Origin of the sequence: Methylobacterium sp. yr668, assembly GCF_900116245.1 — a bacterium.
Classification (GTDB): Bacteria; Pseudomonadota; Alphaproteobacteria; order Rhizobiales; family Beijerinckiaceae; genus Methylobacterium.
Genome location: NZ_FOZY01000015.1, coordinates 17736 through 32984 on the forward strand (window position 1 = coordinate 17736; position 15249 = coordinate 32984).

Below are 15249 nucleotides of genomic sequence, written 5' to 3' on the forward strand. Positions count from 1 at the left end.
GTGGCTCGGATGCCGGCCCGGATGCCGGCCGCGCCCGGGCCGGGTCTCGTCGTCCTCGACTTCGACGGCACGCTGGCCGACAGTTTCGGGTGGTTCTGCTCGGTGCTGAACGGCGTCGCCGACCGCTACCGCTTCCGCCGGGTCGAGGCCCACGAGGTGGAGGAGCTCCGGCTCCAGGGCGCCCGGGCGATCGTCGCCCATCTCGGCATCCCGCGCTGGAAGCTGCCGCTTATCGCCCGCCACATGCACGCGCTGGCCGCCCGCGACGCCGCGCAGATCGCCCTGTTTCCCGGCGTCCCGGCGATGCTGGCCGCGATCGCGGCGGCGGGCGTGCCGCTGGCGATCCTGTCGTCGAATCGCGCCGACACGGTGCGGCGGGTGCTCGGACCGGACAATGCCGCCCGCATCGGCAGCTACGCCTGCGGGGCGTCGATCTTCGGGAAGGCGCGCCGGCTGCGGGCGTTGCTCGCGCGGACCGGGGTTCCGCCGCACCGGGCCCTCTGCGTCGGCGACGAGATCCGGGACATCGAGGCGGCGCGGGCGCTGGGCTGCCCGTTCGGCGCCGTGGCCTGGGGCTACACCGACCCACGGGCCCTCGTGTCCCACGGCCCCGAGCACCTGTTCCCGGAGCCCGGGGCGATCGCCCGCCTCGTGGCGGGCGAGGCCGGTCACATGCCGCGATTCGCGCCCGGCACGACGCTGGTGCCGCTGCCGCTGCCGAACGGCTCGTAGCGGGTCAGGCCGCGGAACAGCTGGCTGAGGAAGGCGCGGTCGGCGCCGCTCGTCGGCGTGGTGCGCTCGATGAAGTCGAAGATCCGGCCGTCCTGCAGGCCGTAGAGCGCCACGCGCTCGACCTTGAAGGCGGGGGTGAAGTACACGGCCGTGACCTTCTGGTCCTCGACCTGCTCGCCCAGGAACATGATCGTCCGGCGGGTATTCTGCGAGATGTAGTACCAGGACTTGTTGCCGACCGTGGACACGGTCGAGGGCGTGCCCAGGATCTGCAGCACCTGCTCGGGGCCCATGCCGGGCTTGATCGTGGCGAGCGCCGCCTGATCGACCTGGTAGCCGTGGCGCAGCTCCTCGCCGATGCAGCCCGACAGACCGGTTGCCGCGAGGCCGAGCAGGGCGAGGCGCGCGAAGGACTGGACGAAACGGCGCCGCATCGGGCCCCCAGAGAGCGTGTTGACGGACGGGGCGCGACCGTCGCCGCCGGCACGGGGCTCCGACGGCGCTTGCGCCCTGGGCGTGGGTTGCCGTACCGCGGGGTTATGGCTTTGACAAGGCAAGCTTGGCCACAGAGGGCCGGGGTTCGACACCGATGATCGCCGGGCTGTTCCGCCGCGCGGGCGCGCGCCGCCGCGCCGTCGAGGGGCTGCACGTCGCCCTGAGTGAGGCCGCGCGCCGGCCGGGCCTCTACACGGATCTCGGCGTGCCCGACACCGTGGAGGGCCGGTTCGAATCCCTGTGCCTGCACGCGATCCTAGTCCTGCGCCGGCTGAACCGGCTGCCGCCGCCGGCCGCCGAGGTGGCGCAGGATCTGGTGAACTCGGTCTTCACCCAGCTCGACGCCTCCCTGCGCGAACTCGGCGTCGGCGACATGGGCGTGTCCAAGCGGATGAAGAAGCTCGGCGCCGCCTTCTACGGCCGGGCCGAGGGCTACGACGCGGCCCTGGAGGCCGGCGACGCCGCGGCCCTGGCGGCCGCCCTCGTCCGCAACGTGCTTGGCGGCGAGGGGGACGGGCGCGGTCTCGCCGCCTACGTGCGGGCGGCCGACGCCGCCCTCGCCGGGGCCGATCTCGACGGGCTGCTCGCGGCCGGGCCGCCCTTCCCGGAGCCCGACGGCTTCGCGCCGGTACCGGCCGGCCCTGACCACGGAGGACGCGCATGAGCCGCGATGCCAGCAGCCGCGATGCCGGCCAGGACGCTTTCCCGCTCGCGCGCTGGGTCAATGTCGAGCGCCTGCCCCAGGGGCGCGGCGCCGTCACCGTGGAGGCGAGCCCGGCCGAGTGCGCGGCGCTGGCCGCCGATTTCGGCATCCCGGGGATCCGCGACCTCGTCGGGCGCTTCGCCATCGAGGGGGCGACCAGCCGCCTCACCGTGACCGGCACCGTGGAGGCCCTGGTGACCCAGGTCTGCACCGTCAGCCTCGAACCCTTCGAGGCGCCGGTCCGGGAGCCGGTCGAGGTGGTGTTCACCGACACCGACCGGCTCGCCGGCACCGATGCCGAGGACGCCGACATCCCCGACCCCCTGGTCGGCGGCCGCATCGATTTCGGCGCGCTCACCGCCGAGTTCCTGGCGCTGGGCCTCGACCCGTACCCGCGCAAGCCCGGCATCGCCTTCGAGCCGGTCGTGGCGGGCGACGAGGCCGGACCCCTCGACGGCCTGCGCAAGCTCCGCGACCGCGACGGCTGAGGCCGCCGCGTCCGGCCGGAACCGCCGGCCGCCCGATTTCATTTGCCCGCCGGGCCGGTATCGCTATGGTCCGCCGCGCCCGGCGGGCCCCGTCCCGCCGCCGTCCGACCCCTTTCCCGCCGAGACCCGCGACCCGCTACCGACATGTCCCAACGCGTGTGCATCTCGCTCGACGCCATGGGTGGCGACCACGGGCCCACCACGGTCGTGCCCGGCGCGGCGCTGGCCCGGGAGCGCCATCCCGGCACCACCTTCCTGATGTTCGGCGACGAGGCGGTGATCGCGCCGCTGGTCGCCAAGGAGCCCCGGCTCAAGGACTGCGTCGAGATCCGCCACACCAGCGTGGCCGTGGCCATGGACGACAAGCCGAGCCAGGCGGTGCGCCAGGGCCGGGGCAAGTCGTCGATGTGGCAGGCGATCCAGGCGGTCCGCGACGGGCAGGCCGATGCCTGCGTGTCGGCCGGCAACACCGGCGCGCTGATGGCGATGTCGAAGATCTGCCTGAAGACCATGTCGGGCATCGAGCGCCCGGCCATCGCCTGCCTGTGGCCGACCGTGCGCGGCGAGAGCGTCGTGCTCGACGTCGGCGCCACGATCGGCACGGATGCCGAGCACCTCGTCGAGATGGCCGTGATGGGCTCGGCCATGGCGCGCATCGTGTTCGACCTCGAGCGCCCCACCGTCGGCCTGCTCAACGTCGGCACCGAGGAGATGAAGGGCAACGAGGCGGTCAAAGAGGCTGCCCGGATCCTGCGCGAGATGGAGAGCCCCGGCCTGACCTATCACGGCTTCGTCGAGGGCACGGATCTCGGGCGCGGCACGGTCGACGTGGTGGTGACCGAGGGGTTCACCGGCAACATCGCCCTCAAGACCGCCGAGGGCACCGCCAAGCAGATCGGCACCTATCTCCGCGCCGCCATGACCCGGACGCTGGCGGCCAAGATCGGCGCCCTGTTCGCGCGGCAGGCCTTCAAGGCCCTCAAGGACAAGATGAACCCGAGCCGGGCCAACGGCGGGGTGTTCCTCGGCCTCGAGGGCATCGTCATCAAGAGCCACGGCTCGGAGAACGCGCAGGGCTTCGCCGCGGCGATCGATCTGGCGCACGACATGGCGCGCCACGACATGATCCGCACGATCCGCGAGATGCTCGACCAGACGGCGGCGCTGGCGCCGGCCTGACGCCGGCACCGGGCCTCCGTCGACGGACGGGATGGAAATCGGACGCCCGCGGCTTCACAACCGGCGATTGTGAAGCTGGATCGTCCGGGAAGGACAATGATGGCAACCCTCCGCACTGACCCCGAGCAGCACCGGCGCGTCCCCCCTCTGCGCTCGGTGGTGGTCGGGACCGGCTCGAGCCTGCCCGCGCGGGTGGTGACGAACGCCGACCTCGCCGAGCGGGTGGACACGTCCGACGAGTGGATCGTCCAGCGGACCGGGATCCGCCAGCGCCACCTCGCGGGACCCGACGAGACCACCTCGGTCCTCGGTACGCGCGCCGCCAGGGCGGCCCTCGACGATGCCGGGCTGAGCGCGGACGACATCGACCTCGTCATCTGCGCCACCTCGACGCCGGATCACACCTTCCCGGCGACCGCGACCCAGATCCAGTCGGCACTGGGCATCCATCAGGGCGCGGCCTTCGACCTGCAGGCGGTGTGCGCCGGCTTCGTCTTCGCGGTCTCGACCGCCGACAAGTTCCTGACCACGGGGGCCGCCCGCCGGGCCCTCGTGATCGGCGCCGAGACCTTCTCGCGGATCGTCGACTGGGAGGACCGCACCACCTGCGTGCTGTTCGGCGACGGGGCCGGCGCCGTCGTGCTGGAGGCGCAGGAGGGGGCCGGGGACCGCGGCGTCCTCAGCGCGAGCCTGCGGTCGGACGGCCGCCACCGGGAGAAGCTCTACGTCGACGGCGGCCCCGGCTCCACCGGCACCACCGGCCACCTGCGCATGGAGGGCCGCGACGTGTTCCGATTCGCCGTCGGGCAGGTCACCGACGTGATCGTCGAGGCCTTCGCGCAGGCGGGCATCACCGCGGAGGAACTCGATTGGTTCGTGCCGCATCAGGCCAACCGCCGGATCATCGAGGCCTCGGCCGACAAGCTCGGTGTCGCCCGGGACAAGATCGTCCTGACGGTGGACCGCCACGGCAACACCTCGGCGGCCTCGATACCCCTGGCCCTCGACGTGGCGCGGCGGGACGGCCGCATCCGGGCGGGCGACCTCGTGATGATCGAGGCGATCGGCGGCGGGTTCAGCTGGGGCGCCGCGCTGATCCGCTGGTAGCGTTTCGGGCGGCGCGCCCGAAACGATTCGCTGTCCCGGCGCGGTTGACCGGGGGCGGAGCGCCGATTAGCGTGCCGGATCATAGGGATACGCCTTCAGCGTTCGGCGCGGCCAAGGGTGCTGCGCCATGCGTCATGGGGCGAGCGACGCGGGCGAGGGGACACGGCATGGCAGGCAAGACGGTGACGCGCGCCGACTTGAGCGAGGCCGTCTACCACCAGGTGGGCCTGTCGCGGACCGAGTCGGCCGCCCTCGTCGAGACCGTGCTGTCCGAGATCTGCAGCTGCCTCGCGAGCGGCGAGACGGTGAAGCTGTCCTCGTTCGGCTCCTTCGTGGTCCGCAGCAAGGGCAAGCGCGTCGGCCGCAATCCCAAGACCGGGGTCGAGGTCGCGATCGAGCCGCGGCAGGTGATGGTGTTCAAGCCCTCCAACGTGCTCAAGGCCAAGATCAACGGCCTGAACGGCGCGGGCGACCACGACGACGAGTGAGCGCGCCGCGAATGCGGCCGCGTCGGCGAGCGCTTCGGGCGGGCTCTTCAGGCTTGAGTGCGGCTCCGCGAGCCGGCAAGATCGGGCCGCTTCGCCCCGCTCCGTAAGACGCCCATGCCGCCAGCCCTCGCCGCCGCCTCGACCGACGAACCGCCGACCGGGATCGGCGAGAAGAGTGCCCACGCGTTCCGGACGATCAGCGAGGTGGCCGAGGAACTCGACGTGCCCCAGCACGTCCTGCGGTTCTGGGAAACCCGCTTCGGCCAGATCCGCCCCGTGAAGCGGGCGGGGGGGCGCCGCTACTACCGGCCCCAGGACATCGAGCTCGTCGCCGGCATCCGCCACCTCCTGCACGTGCAGCGCTACACCATCGCGGGGGCGCAGCGGGTCCTCAAGGAGAACGGCGTCCGCTTCGTGCAGGCCGTCGGCCGCGGCGAGGCCGTGGCGGCCGAGCCGCTGCTTCAGGAGGTCGAGACCGAGGCGGGAGCCCGGAGCGGGACCGGGGGCGCAACGTTCGGCGTGTCGGACCGGGCGGCCCTGGCCGAGGCCCTGGACGAGTTGCGCGCCTGCCGCGCCCTGCTCGACGGGCTGCGCGACCTGCCCGACATGGAGGCCTGAGCGGGCCTGAGCGGCCCTGCCGGGCTCGACGACCCCGGCACCGCGCGCGGCGGGCGAACTTTCCGGCAACACGTCGCGTTGTCGCCCGCATGGCCGCGCCCAAACCCAAGTTGACGCCCAGCCAGGAACTGATGGCCCGCATCATGCGGATCGTCCGCTCCTGCCCGGAGGCGGCGTCCGAAGTCCTGGAGCTGATGTTCCTCGTCAGCCAGATCGAGGCGGCCACCGGGGTCGACCGGGACTATCGCGACGCCAAGCGGGTGATCAGCCGCCTGCGCAACCCGCTCTGGGAGATGGGTCCCACCGACCGGGAGAAACTCCTGGCGGCCGCCGAGACGATTCGCCGGGTCTGCCGGCTGGCCGAGGACGAGATTCCCCCCGTGCCGGTGGCCGATGCCGGGGAGCGGGCGCGGGTCGAGGGGCGGCTCGCCGCCGCCCTGGCCGGCGAGTTCGACGCGGCGCAGATCGCCCGCATCACCGGGATCGTCGCGGCGGCCCTCCAGAATTAACCCGCCGCCCGAGCCCTCGACGCCCGTGCGCGGCGTCCCCACATGGTCTCCACCGATGAACGGGACATCCGGACGCGTGTCCGGGGAGAGGTCCCGGGTCGGCACTGGAGAGACGCTGCCATGATTGCCCTACGTCCGCTCGCCGCGCTGCTCGCAGGGAGCATGGCACTGGCCGGGCCCGCCCTGGCCCAGACGCCGTCCAGCCGAACCAAGACGGTGGCGCCCGGCAAGACGGTCCGCATCGAGATCGCGCCCAACCTCAAGAAGGATTGTTCTCCTGGGCCGATGCCGGAGTTCAAGGTCTCGGGCCCGCCGAAGAACGGGTCGGTGATCACCAAGGTCGGCAAGCTGAAGACGCCGGCGAGCTACCGCTGCCCCAACAAGGAAGCGGCCGTCCAGGCGCTGTTCTACCAGCCCAACAACGGATTCACCGGCACCGACGAAGTGACGTTCGAGGTCAAGAGCTCCGACGGCCAAGTCCAGACGCAGACCGTCAAGATCACGGTCGGAGGCGCGGGGACCAAATCAGGAGAGGACGGCAAGAAAGAGGGCACGGATTTGTGAGCAGGCTCCGGCCGAAACGGTATCTGCCCAGTCCTTCGGCCCGGGCAGCCGTCCGGGGGCGTCACGGAGTCTCGTCCGTGACGCCTTCAGCGCTCCTGAGTGTTGCATGCAATCGACATGCCGGGCGCCATGCTCGCCGCACTGCGACAAAAGCGGGCCTGTCGGTTGCATCCGAGCCAAGACAGGATGAAGCTGTCACGGTCTGAGAGGGTTATCGAATGCCGATGCATGCGACGAACGACCTTTTCCAGAGCTTCGCCCGAGGGTACGAGGCCCGCCGCGACACGGAGATGACGCTCTCCGAGTATCTCGAGGCCTGTCGCGACGAGCCCCTGATGTACGCCTCGGCCGCCGAGCGCATCCTCGCGGCGATCGGCGAGCCGGAATTCGTGGACACCGCCAGGGATTCGCGCCTCGGCCGGATCTTCATGAACCGGACGATCCGGACCTACCCGGCCTTCCGCGAATTCTACGGCATGGAGGAGACGATCGAGCGGATCGTCTCGTTCTTCCGCCACGCCGCGCAGGGCTTGGAAGAGCGCAAGCAGATCCTCTACCTGCTCGGGCCGGTGGGCGGCGGTAAGTCGTCGCTGGCCGAGCGGCTGAAGCTCCTGATGGAGGTTCACCCCGTCTACGTACTTAAGGCTGGGGACGAAGTGTCGCCGGTCTTCGAGAGCCCGCTGGGCCTATTCGACCCCGAGACCATGGGCGAGGAGATCCAGCGCCGCTACGGCATCCCGCGCCGGCGGCTGACCGGCCTGATGAGCCCCTGGGCGCTGAAGCGCCTCGACGAGTTCAACGGCGACATCTCGCGCTTCAAGGTGATCAAGGTCCGGCCGTCGCGCCTGCGCCAGATCGCCATCGCCAAGACCGAGCCGGGCGACGAGAACAACCAAGACATCTCCTCGCTCGTCGGCAAGGTCGACATCCGGCGGCTGGAGACGCTGTCGCAGGCCGATCCCGACGCCTACTCGTACTCGGGCGGCCTGAACCGGGCGAACCAGGGCATCCTCGAGTTCGTCGAGATGTTCAAGGCGCCGATCAAGATGCTGCACCCGCTGCTCACCGCGACGCAGGAGGGCAACTACGTCGGCACCGAGAATATCGGCGCGATCCCGTTCACCGGCGTGATCCTGGCGCACTCGAACGAGGCCGAGTGGCAGACCTTCAAGACCAACAAGAACAACGAGGCCTTCATCGACCGGATCTACGTGATCAAGGTCCCGTACTGCCTGCGCGTCACCGAGGAGCAGCGGATCTACGAGAAGCTGATCTCCGGCTCGGAGCTGTCGGACGCGGCCTGCGCCCCCGGCACGCTGGAGATGCTGGCGCGGTTCTCGGTGCTGTCGCGGCTCCGCGAGCACGCCAATTCCAACGTCTTCTCCAAGATGCGGGTCTACGACGGCGAGTCCCTGCGCGAGGTCGATCCCCGCGCCCGCTCGATGCAGGAGTACAAGGACACGGCCGGCGTCGACGAGGGCATGGACGGGATCTCGACCCGTTTCGCCTTCAAGGTGCTGGCCGCGACCTTCAACCACGACACCACCGAGGTCTCGGCCGACCCGGTGCACCTGATGTATGTGCTGGAGCAGTCGCTGCGCCGCGAGCAGCTCCCGCCCGAGACCGAGAAGAAGTACCTGGAATTCATCAAGACCGAACTGGCCCCGCGCTACGCGGAGTTCATCGGCCACGAGATCCAGAAGGCCTACCTCGAATCGTACCACGATTACGGGCAGAACCTGTTCGACCGGTACATCGACTACGCCGACGCCTGGATCGAGGACCAGGACTTCAAGGACGCCGAGACCGGCCAGCTCATGAACCGGGAGCTCCTGAACCAGGAGCTGACCAAGATCGAGAAGCCCGCCGGGATCGCCAACCCCAAGGACTTCCGCAACGAGGTGGTGAAGTTCGCCCTGCGCTCCCGGGCGCAGCACGGCGGCCGCAACCCGAGCTGGACCTCCTACGAGAAGCTGCGCGAGGTGATCGAGCGGCGGATGTTCTCCCAGGTGGAGGAACTGCTGCCGGTGATCTCCTTCGGCTCGAAGAAGGACGGCGAGACCGAGAAGAAGCACGGCGAGTTCGTCGAGCGCATGGTGGCGCGCGGCTACACCGAGCGGCAGGTCCGCCGCCTGGTGGAGTGGTACATGCGGGTGAAGCAGGCCGGCTGAGGGGCGACGGGGCTCGACCGGCCCGCTCGGTCGGCCGGGCCCCGTTCCGACCCTCCGCCGCCACAGTTTCGGACGACCGGCCGGCGAAGATCGCGGCCCTGCTGCCAAAGAGGGATCCTTCCCTCCGGTGACAGCATGGTACGACAAGGGTCCGGACCCGGCCGGAGCACGCGGACGAGGGTTTTCGCAGCGGATGCACATCGTCGACCGACGTTTGAACCCGGGCGGCAAGAGCCTCCCGAACCGCCAGCGCTTCCTGCGGCGCGTGAAGGACGTGGCCCAGCGCGCGGTGCGGGAATCCGCCCGCGAGAAGGACATCAAGGATCTCGGCAAGGACGGCCGCGTCACCGTGCCGGCGGACGGCGTCCGGGAGCCCCGCTTCTCGCGCCAGCCCGGCACCGGCCTGCAGGATCACATCCTGCCCGGCAACAAGACCTACGTGGAGGGCGACACGATCGAGCGCCCGCCGGGCAGCGGCGGCGGTCGCGGCTCCGGCGAGGGCGGGGAGGGCGGCGAGAACAGCGAGGACGCGTTCCGCTTCGTGCTCACCCGCGAGGAGTTCCTGGAACTCTTCCTCGAGGATCTGGAATTGCCGGACCTCGCCAAGCGTCGCCTCGCCATCGTCGAGACGGAAGGGTTGCGCCGGGCGGGCTACACGGTCACCGGCTCGCCGGCGAACCTCGCGCTCACCCGCACCCTGCGGAACTCGATGTCGCGGCGCATCGCCCTCAAGCGCCCGAAGCCCGACGAGGTCGCGGCCCTGGAGGCCCGGCTCGACGCCCTCGCCGAGGGGCACCCGGAGCGGCCGGACCTGGAGCAGGCCCTGTTCCGGCTGCGCGAGCGCGCGAAGCGCATCCCCTACGTCGACCCGATCGACCTGCGCTTCCGCCGGTTCGAGCCCTATCCGCGGCCGATCGCGCAGGCGGTGATGTTCTGCCTGATGGACGTGTCCGGCTCGATGACCGAGCACATGAAGGACCTCGCCAAGCGATTCTACATCCTGCTGCACATCTTCCTGACGCGCCGCTACCGGCACGTCGAGATCGTGTTCATCCGCCACACCGACCGGGCGACCGAGGTGGACGAGGAGACCTTCTTCGGCTCCCGCGAGACCGGCGGCACCCTGGTCTCGTCGGCGCTCGTGGAGATGAAGCGCGTCATCGCCGAGCGCTACGACCCGAACGACTGGAACATCTACGCGGCCCAGGCCTCGGACGGCGACAACGTCTCCTCCGACGGGCCGACCTCCACGGAGCTGCTGCGGTCGCACATCCTGCCCGCCTGCCAGCACTTCGCCTATCTGGAGGTGGGCGACGAGAACGGTCCCCGCGCCGGCTTCGTCGAGCACCGCACCACCCTGTGGCGAACCTACGAGGCCATCGCCAAGGCCGGCGGCCCGATCGCCATGCGCAAGGTCAACCACCGCCGGGAGATCTACCCGGTCTTCCGCGAGCTGTTCGGACGCAAGGAAGGCCGCGCCGAGGCGGAGGCGTGATGCCGTCGCACGCATCGACCGATCGGGAGGCCGCATGACGCTCGTCAAGGCACGCACGCCCCAGATCATCGCGGGCAACCAGAAGCCGCTGTTCACCGGCAACGACTGGGATTTCGACACGATCCGGCGGATCCACGACGCCTGCGAGGCGGTGGCCGGGCCGCAACTCGGACTGTCGTGGTACCCGAACCAGATCGAGATCATCACGGCCGAGCAGATGCTCGACGCCTACGCGTCGATCGGCATGCCGCTGTTCTACAAGCACTGGTCGTTCGGCAAGCACTTCGCCCAGCACGAGGCCGGCTACCGGCGCGGCCTGATGGGGCTCGCCTACGAGATCGTCATCAACTCGGACCCGTGCATCTCCTACGTCATGGAGGAGAACACGGCGACGATGCAGACGCTCGTCATCGCGCACGCCGCCTTCGGCCACAACCACTTCTTCAAGAACAACTACCTGTTTCGGCAGTGGACCGACGCCGAGGGCATCCTCGACTACCTCGACTTCGCCAAGGGCTTCATCGCCCGCTGCGAGGAGCGCTACGGCCACCAGGCGGTGGAGCAGGTGCTCGACGCCGCCCACGCGCTGATGAGCCAGGGCGTCCACCGCTACCCGCGCAAGAAGCGGCCGGACCTCGCCTCCGAGCAGCGGCGCGAGCGCGAGCGGATCGAGCACGGCGAGCAGATCTACAACGATCTCTGGCGCACCCTGCCGCAGAAAATCGGCACGGCGCGTCCGGACGCGGCCGCCGAGCGGCGCAAGGCGCTGCTCGAACTGCCGCAGGAGAACATCCTGTATTTCCTGGAGAAGGCCGCGCCCCGCCTGCGCCCCTGGCAGCGCGAGATCCTGCGCATCGTCCGCCTGGTCGCCCAGTACTTCTACCCGCAGCGCCAGACCAAGGTGATGAACGAGGGCTGCGCGACCTACTGCCACTACCGGATCATGAACGCCCTGTCGGAATCCGGGCAGATCACCGAGGCGGCCTATCTCGAGTTCCTGCAGTCGCACACCAACGTCATCCGGCAGCCGAACTACGACGACCGCTCCTACGGCGGCCACAATCCCTACGCGATCGGCTTCGCCATGATGCAGGACATCGCCCGCATCGCCGAGCAGCCGACCGAGGAGGACCGGGCATGGTTCCCCGACATCGCCGGGGTCGGCGACGCCATGGCGGTGCTGCGCGATTGCTGGGAGAATTACCGGGACGAGAGCTTCATCCAGCAGTTCCTGTCGCCCAAGCTGATGCGCGACCTGCGCCTGTTCCACGTGGTCGACGATCCGGAGGAGCCGGAACTGCGGGTGGAGGCGATCCACGACGAGCGCGGCTACCGCAAGCTGCGCCGCTCCTTCGCGCGTCAGTACGACGTGGCGTGGCTCGATCCCGACATCGAGGTGGTGGACGTGGACCTAGAGGGCGACCGGCGCCTGATCCTGCACCACAAGGCGATCAACAAGATCACCCTGCAGAAGGACGACGCCAAGCGCGTGCTGCAGCACCTCGCCGACCTCTGGGGCTACGACGTGGTGCTCAAGGAGATCGAGCCCGCCACCGGCACGGTGCTGGGCGAGATCACCGCCAGCGCGCGGCCGATCTTCTTCTGACGGGGCGTCCGGTCGAGCATTCCGATGGAGGCAGCCCTCCGTCATCACGAGCGCAGCGAAGTGACCCAGGGTTGCGCGACTTCCGTGTGTGTAGCGCCGACTGGATCGCTTCGCTTCGCGTCGCTCGCGGAGACGACACCGGCGGCGCGAGCGGTATCTCTCGATGAGGGAGGCGCCTCGGAGGACCTCGTGATTGCCTTGGCGGTACCGCCGTGCTGCATGGGGCGATGACCGCCACGATCCTCACCCTCGCCGAGACCAGCGACTTCCTCGACCGCGAGTTTCCGCAGATGCAGGCGGGTGGGCGGGCCTACCATCTCGAAGCCGTAAGCCCGCTCGCGGCGCGGATGCGGCTGGAGGCCCACGAGCGCTTCCTCCGGCCCGGCGCGACCGTCTCGGGGCCGGCCATGATGGCGCTCGCCGACTATGCCCTCTACGCGGCGATCCTGGCCAATATCGGTCCCGTGGCGCTCGCGGTGACGACCAGCCTCACCTTCAACTTCCTGCGCAGGCCCGCCACCGGGGATCTCGTGGCCGAATGCCGGCTGCTCAAGCTCGGCCGGCGCCTCGCCGTCGGCGAGGTGTCGATCACCGCCGCGGGCAACCCCGATCTCGTCTGCCACGCCACCGGGACCTACTCGATCCCGCCGCGCTGACGCGCCGTCTTCGCGAGCGGAGCGAAGCAACCCAAGGCAGCGCGCGATCTCCGGACGTGGCGTGTCCCTGGATTGCTTCGCTGCGCTCGCAGAGACGATCCTCAGCCGGCCCGCGCCTCGGCGAGCCGTGCGGCGTAGCGGGCGATCAGGTCGACCTCCAGGTTGAGCCGGTCCCCCTGCCGCCGCTCGCCCCAGGTGGTGACCTGGAGCGTGTGCGGGATCAGCAGCACCGAGAACAGGTCGTCCTCGACCGCATTCACGGTGAGCGAGGTGCCGTCGAGGCAGACCGAGCCCTTCTCGGCGATGAACTTGGTCAAGTTCGACGGCGCCCGGAGGGTGAAGCGCTCGCTGGCGCCCCAGGCATCGGCCGTGACACGCGCGCGCTCCACGATCTCGGCGAGGCCGTCGACGTGGCCGGTGACCAGGTGGCCGCCCAGTTCGTCGCCGATCTTCAGGGAGCGCTCGAGGTTGATCCGCGTGCCCGCGACCCAGGCGCCCACCGTGGTGCGCGCCAGCGTCTCGGCGGCGGCGTCCACCGCGAAGACGCAGCCGTTCTCCGCCGGCTCTACCGACACGGCCGTGAGGCACGGGCCCGCGCAGGCGATCGAGGCGCCGAGCGCGATCGTGGCCGGGTCGTAGGCGGCGCGGATCGCGATCCGGCGCAGGTCGCCCGCGCCGGAGACCGAGACGACCGTGCCGATGGCGCTGACCAAGCCGGTGAACATCGCTTACGTCCTGTTGCGTTCGTAGGTCACGGCGGCGTCCGGCCCGAGCTGCAGCTGCTCGGCCTCGCGGAACCGATCGCCCGCCAGGGCCTCCGCCAGGGCCGGGCCCACGGCCGGCAGGCCGCCCGCCGGCCCGAGCTCCGCCGGTCCGGTGACCAGCGTGCAGGCATCGATCAGATCGGCCCGGGCGAGCGCCTCCGCAAGGCGGGGGCCGCCCTCGCTGCACAGGCGGGTCAGGCCGCGCTCGCCGAGATGCGCCAGGGCCGCCGGGAGATCGATCCCGCCGGCCGCGTCCGCCGGCACGGTCGCGACCTCGACGCCGAGGGCTTCCAGGGCCCGCCGCGCGTGGGCCGGGGCCGAGCGGGACGTGAGCACGAGGGTCGGCGTGTCGCGGGCGGTCCGGGCGAGCACGCTCGCCGGGGAGAGCCGCAGATGCGTGTCGAGCACGACCCGCAGGGGCGAGCGCGCGCCCAGGCCCGGCAGCCGCACGGTCAGCGACGGGTCGTCGGCCCGGGCGGTGCCGATGCCGATCAGGATCGCGTCGGCGTGCGCCCGCCAGAGGTGGACCGCCCCGTCCGCCACCGGCCCGGTGATCCGCAGGCGCTCCGGCCCGGCGGCGGCGCAGAAGCCGTCGCGGGTGCGGGCGAGCTTGAGGTGCAGGGCCGGGCGTCCGCGCGTCACCCGGGTGACGTGGCCGACATGGTCGCGCGCCGCCTCGTCGCGCATCAGCCCGGTCTCGACCGCGACGCCGCTCCGCCGCAGGAGGTCGTGGCCACGCCCCGCCACGCGCTGGTCGGGATCCTCCAGGGCGCTGACCACCCGGGAGATCCCGGCGGCCAGGATGGCGTCGGTGCAGGGCGGCGTGCGGCCGTGATGGGAGCAGGGCTCCAGGGTGACGTAAAGGGTCGCGCCGCGGGCGGCCTCGCCGGCGGCGGCGAGCGCCACGGGCTCCCCGTGCGGGCGCCCGCCCGGCGCCGTGGCCGCCGCCCCGAGGATGCGGCCGGTCCCGGGCTCGACCACGACGGCGCCGACCGACGGGTTCGGCCAGGTGGTGCCGAGCCCGCGCCGGCCCAGCGCCAGGGCGAGGCGCATGAAGTTCGGGTCGCCGCTCATGGGCGCCCGGCGCGGCGCCGCCCCGACGCCTCGGGCTCCGGGCCGCCCTCCGGCTCCGGCGCGGCCGCCGGCACCGGGATGCCGTCGCTCAGCGTGCCGAGCAGCTCCTCGAAGTCCCGGGCCTCGCGGAAGTTCTTGTAGACGGAGGCGAAGCGCACGTAGGCGACGTCGTCGAGGCCCTTGAGCCCCGCCATGACGAGTTCGCCGATCGCCTCGGAGGTCACCTCGGGCTCGCCGGCGCTCTCCAGCTGCCGGGTGATGCCGCTGACCAGCCGCTCGATCCGTTCCGGGTCGACGGCGCGCTTGCGCAGCGCCACGTCGATGGAGCGCTGGAGCTTGTCGCGGTCGAACGGCACGCGCTTGCCCGAGCGCTTGAGCACCACGACCTCGCGGAGCTGCACGCGCTCAAAGGTGGTGAAGCGGCCGGCGCAGTCCGGGCAGACCCGGCGGCGCCGGATCGCGGCGCCGTCCTCGGAGGGCCGCGAGTCCTTCACCTGGGTCTCGGAGCCGCCGCAGTAAGGACACCGCATGGATTTCGCTACTCGGGCATGGAAACGGCCGCGGACCGGTCGGATCCGCGGCCGTTTCCTAATCCACCGC

At 71.0% G+C, this 15249-nt stretch carries 17 protein-coding genes; 13 read left to right on the forward strand and 4 right to left on the reverse strand.

Annotated features, from left to right (window positions below; genetic code table 11):
- Positions 1-21 precede the first annotated feature (21 nt).
- Positions 22-732, forward strand: coding sequence for an HAD hydrolase-like protein (locus tag BM419_RS18680; protein ID WP_244534968.1), 711 nt, complete (start codon positions 22-24; stop codon positions 730-732).
- Here BM419_RS18680 and bamE read toward each other — a convergent pair.
- The gene (gene bamE / locus BM419_RS18685; protein WP_020093881.1) at positions 669-1166 is read right to left on the reverse strand and encodes an outer membrane protein assembly factor BamE; all 498 of its coding nucleotides are present in this window, start codon (positions 1164-1166) and stop codon (positions 669-671) included. The genes BM419_RS18680 and bamE overlap by 64 nt on opposite strands.
- Positions 1167-1321: 155 nt before the next feature.
- Here bamE and BM419_RS18690 point away from each other — a divergent pair, with 155 nt between their 5' ends.
- The 12 genes from BM419_RS18690 to BM419_RS18745 all read left to right on the forward strand — a co-directional run bounded on the left by BM419_RS18690 (position 1322) and on the right by BM419_RS18745 (position 12811).
- The gene (locus tag BM419_RS18690; RefSeq protein WP_020093880.1) at positions 1322-1891 is read left to right on the forward strand and encodes a ubiquinol-cytochrome C chaperone family protein; all 570 of its coding nucleotides are present in this window, start codon (positions 1322-1324) and stop codon (positions 1889-1891) included.
- Entirely contained in the window at positions 1888-2418 is a 531-nt protein-coding gene (locus BM419_RS18695) for a YceD family protein (RefSeq protein ID WP_020093879.1), read from the forward strand. Before BM419_RS18690 ends, BM419_RS18695 begins: the two co-directional genes overlap by 4 nt.
- A 144-nt stretch (positions 2419-2562) precedes the next feature.
- On the forward strand, positions 2563-3597 hold the full coding sequence (gene plsX, locus BM419_RS18700) for a phosphate acyltransferase PlsX (protein WP_091927318.1): 1035 nt from the start codon (positions 2563-2565) through the stop codon (positions 3595-3597).
- Positions 3598-3696: 99 nt separating this feature from the next.
- Positions 3697-4704 (forward strand): beta-ketoacyl-ACP synthase III, encoded by a 1008-nt coding sequence (locus BM419_RS18705; protein WP_056531284.1) that lies wholly within the window; start codon positions 3697-3699, stop codon positions 4702-4704.
- A gap of 167 nt (positions 4705-4871) precedes the next feature.
- Positions 4872-5192, forward strand: coding sequence for an integration host factor subunit alpha (locus tag BM419_RS18710; RefSeq protein WP_020093876.1), 321 nt, complete (start codon positions 4872-4874; stop codon positions 5190-5192).
- A 114-nt stretch (positions 5193-5306) separates the two neighbouring features.
- Positions 5307-5810: a MerR family transcriptional regulator gene (locus BM419_RS18715; RefSeq protein WP_091927319.1), complete on the forward strand. Its 504-nt coding sequence runs from the start codon at positions 5307-5309 to the stop codon at positions 5808-5810.
- A gap of 89 nt (positions 5811-5899) precedes the next feature.
- On the forward strand, positions 5900-6319 hold the full coding sequence (locus BM419_RS18720) for a hypothetical protein (protein ID WP_026605037.1): 420 nt from the start codon (positions 5900-5902) through the stop codon (positions 6317-6319).
- 120 nt (positions 6320-6439) lie between these two features.
- Positions 6440-6883: an Ig-like domain-containing protein gene (locus BM419_RS18725; RefSeq protein ID WP_091927320.1), complete on the forward strand. Its 444-nt coding sequence runs from the start codon at positions 6440-6442 to the stop codon at positions 6881-6883.
- Positions 6884-7101: 218 nt separating this feature from the next.
- Positions 7102-9054, forward strand: coding sequence for a PrkA family serine protein kinase (locus BM419_RS18730; RefSeq protein ID WP_020093872.1), 1953 nt, complete (start codon positions 7102-7104; stop codon positions 9052-9054).
- A 193-nt stretch (positions 9055-9247) separates the two neighbouring features.
- Positions 9248-10549, forward strand: coding sequence for a YeaH/YhbH family protein (locus tag BM419_RS18735; RefSeq protein ID WP_020093871.1), 1302 nt, complete (start codon positions 9248-9250; stop codon positions 10547-10549).
- Between the two features lie 34 nt (positions 10550-10583).
- Entirely contained in the window at positions 10584-12155 is a 1572-nt protein-coding gene (locus BM419_RS18740) for a SpoVR family protein (protein WP_091927321.1), read from the forward strand.
- A gap of 227 nt (positions 12156-12382) precedes the next feature.
- Entirely contained in the window at positions 12383-12811 is a 429-nt protein-coding gene (locus BM419_RS18745) for a PaaI family thioesterase (protein WP_091927322.1), read from the forward strand.
- A gap of 101 nt (positions 12812-12912) precedes the next feature.
- Here the strand turns inward: BM419_RS18745 and BM419_RS18750 are convergent, their stop codons facing one another.
- Genes BM419_RS18750 through nrdR form a run of 3 tightly spaced genes read right to left on the reverse strand, consistent with a single transcriptional unit; the run spans position 12913 to position 15179 of the window.
- Positions 12913-13536 (reverse strand): riboflavin synthase, encoded by a 624-nt coding sequence (locus BM419_RS18750; protein ID WP_091927323.1) that lies wholly within the window; start codon positions 13534-13536, stop codon positions 12913-12915.
- A 3-nt stretch (positions 13537-13539) separates the two neighbouring features.
- Positions 13540-14649 carry a bifunctional diaminohydroxyphosphoribosylaminopyrimidine deaminase/5-amino-6-(5-phosphoribosylamino)uracil reductase RibD gene (gene ribD / locus BM419_RS18755; protein ID WP_091927324.1) on the reverse strand — a complete coding sequence of 370 codons (1110 nt, stop codon included), beginning with the start codon at positions 14647-14649 and terminating at the stop codon, positions 13540-13542.
- The gene (gene nrdR / locus BM419_RS18760; protein ID WP_091927325.1) at positions 14646-15179 is read right to left on the reverse strand and encodes a transcriptional regulator NrdR; all 534 of its coding nucleotides are present in this window, start codon (positions 15177-15179) and stop codon (positions 14646-14648) included. Before nrdR ends, ribD begins: the two co-directional genes overlap by 4 nt.
- Positions 15180-15249: the final 70 nt, after the last annotated feature.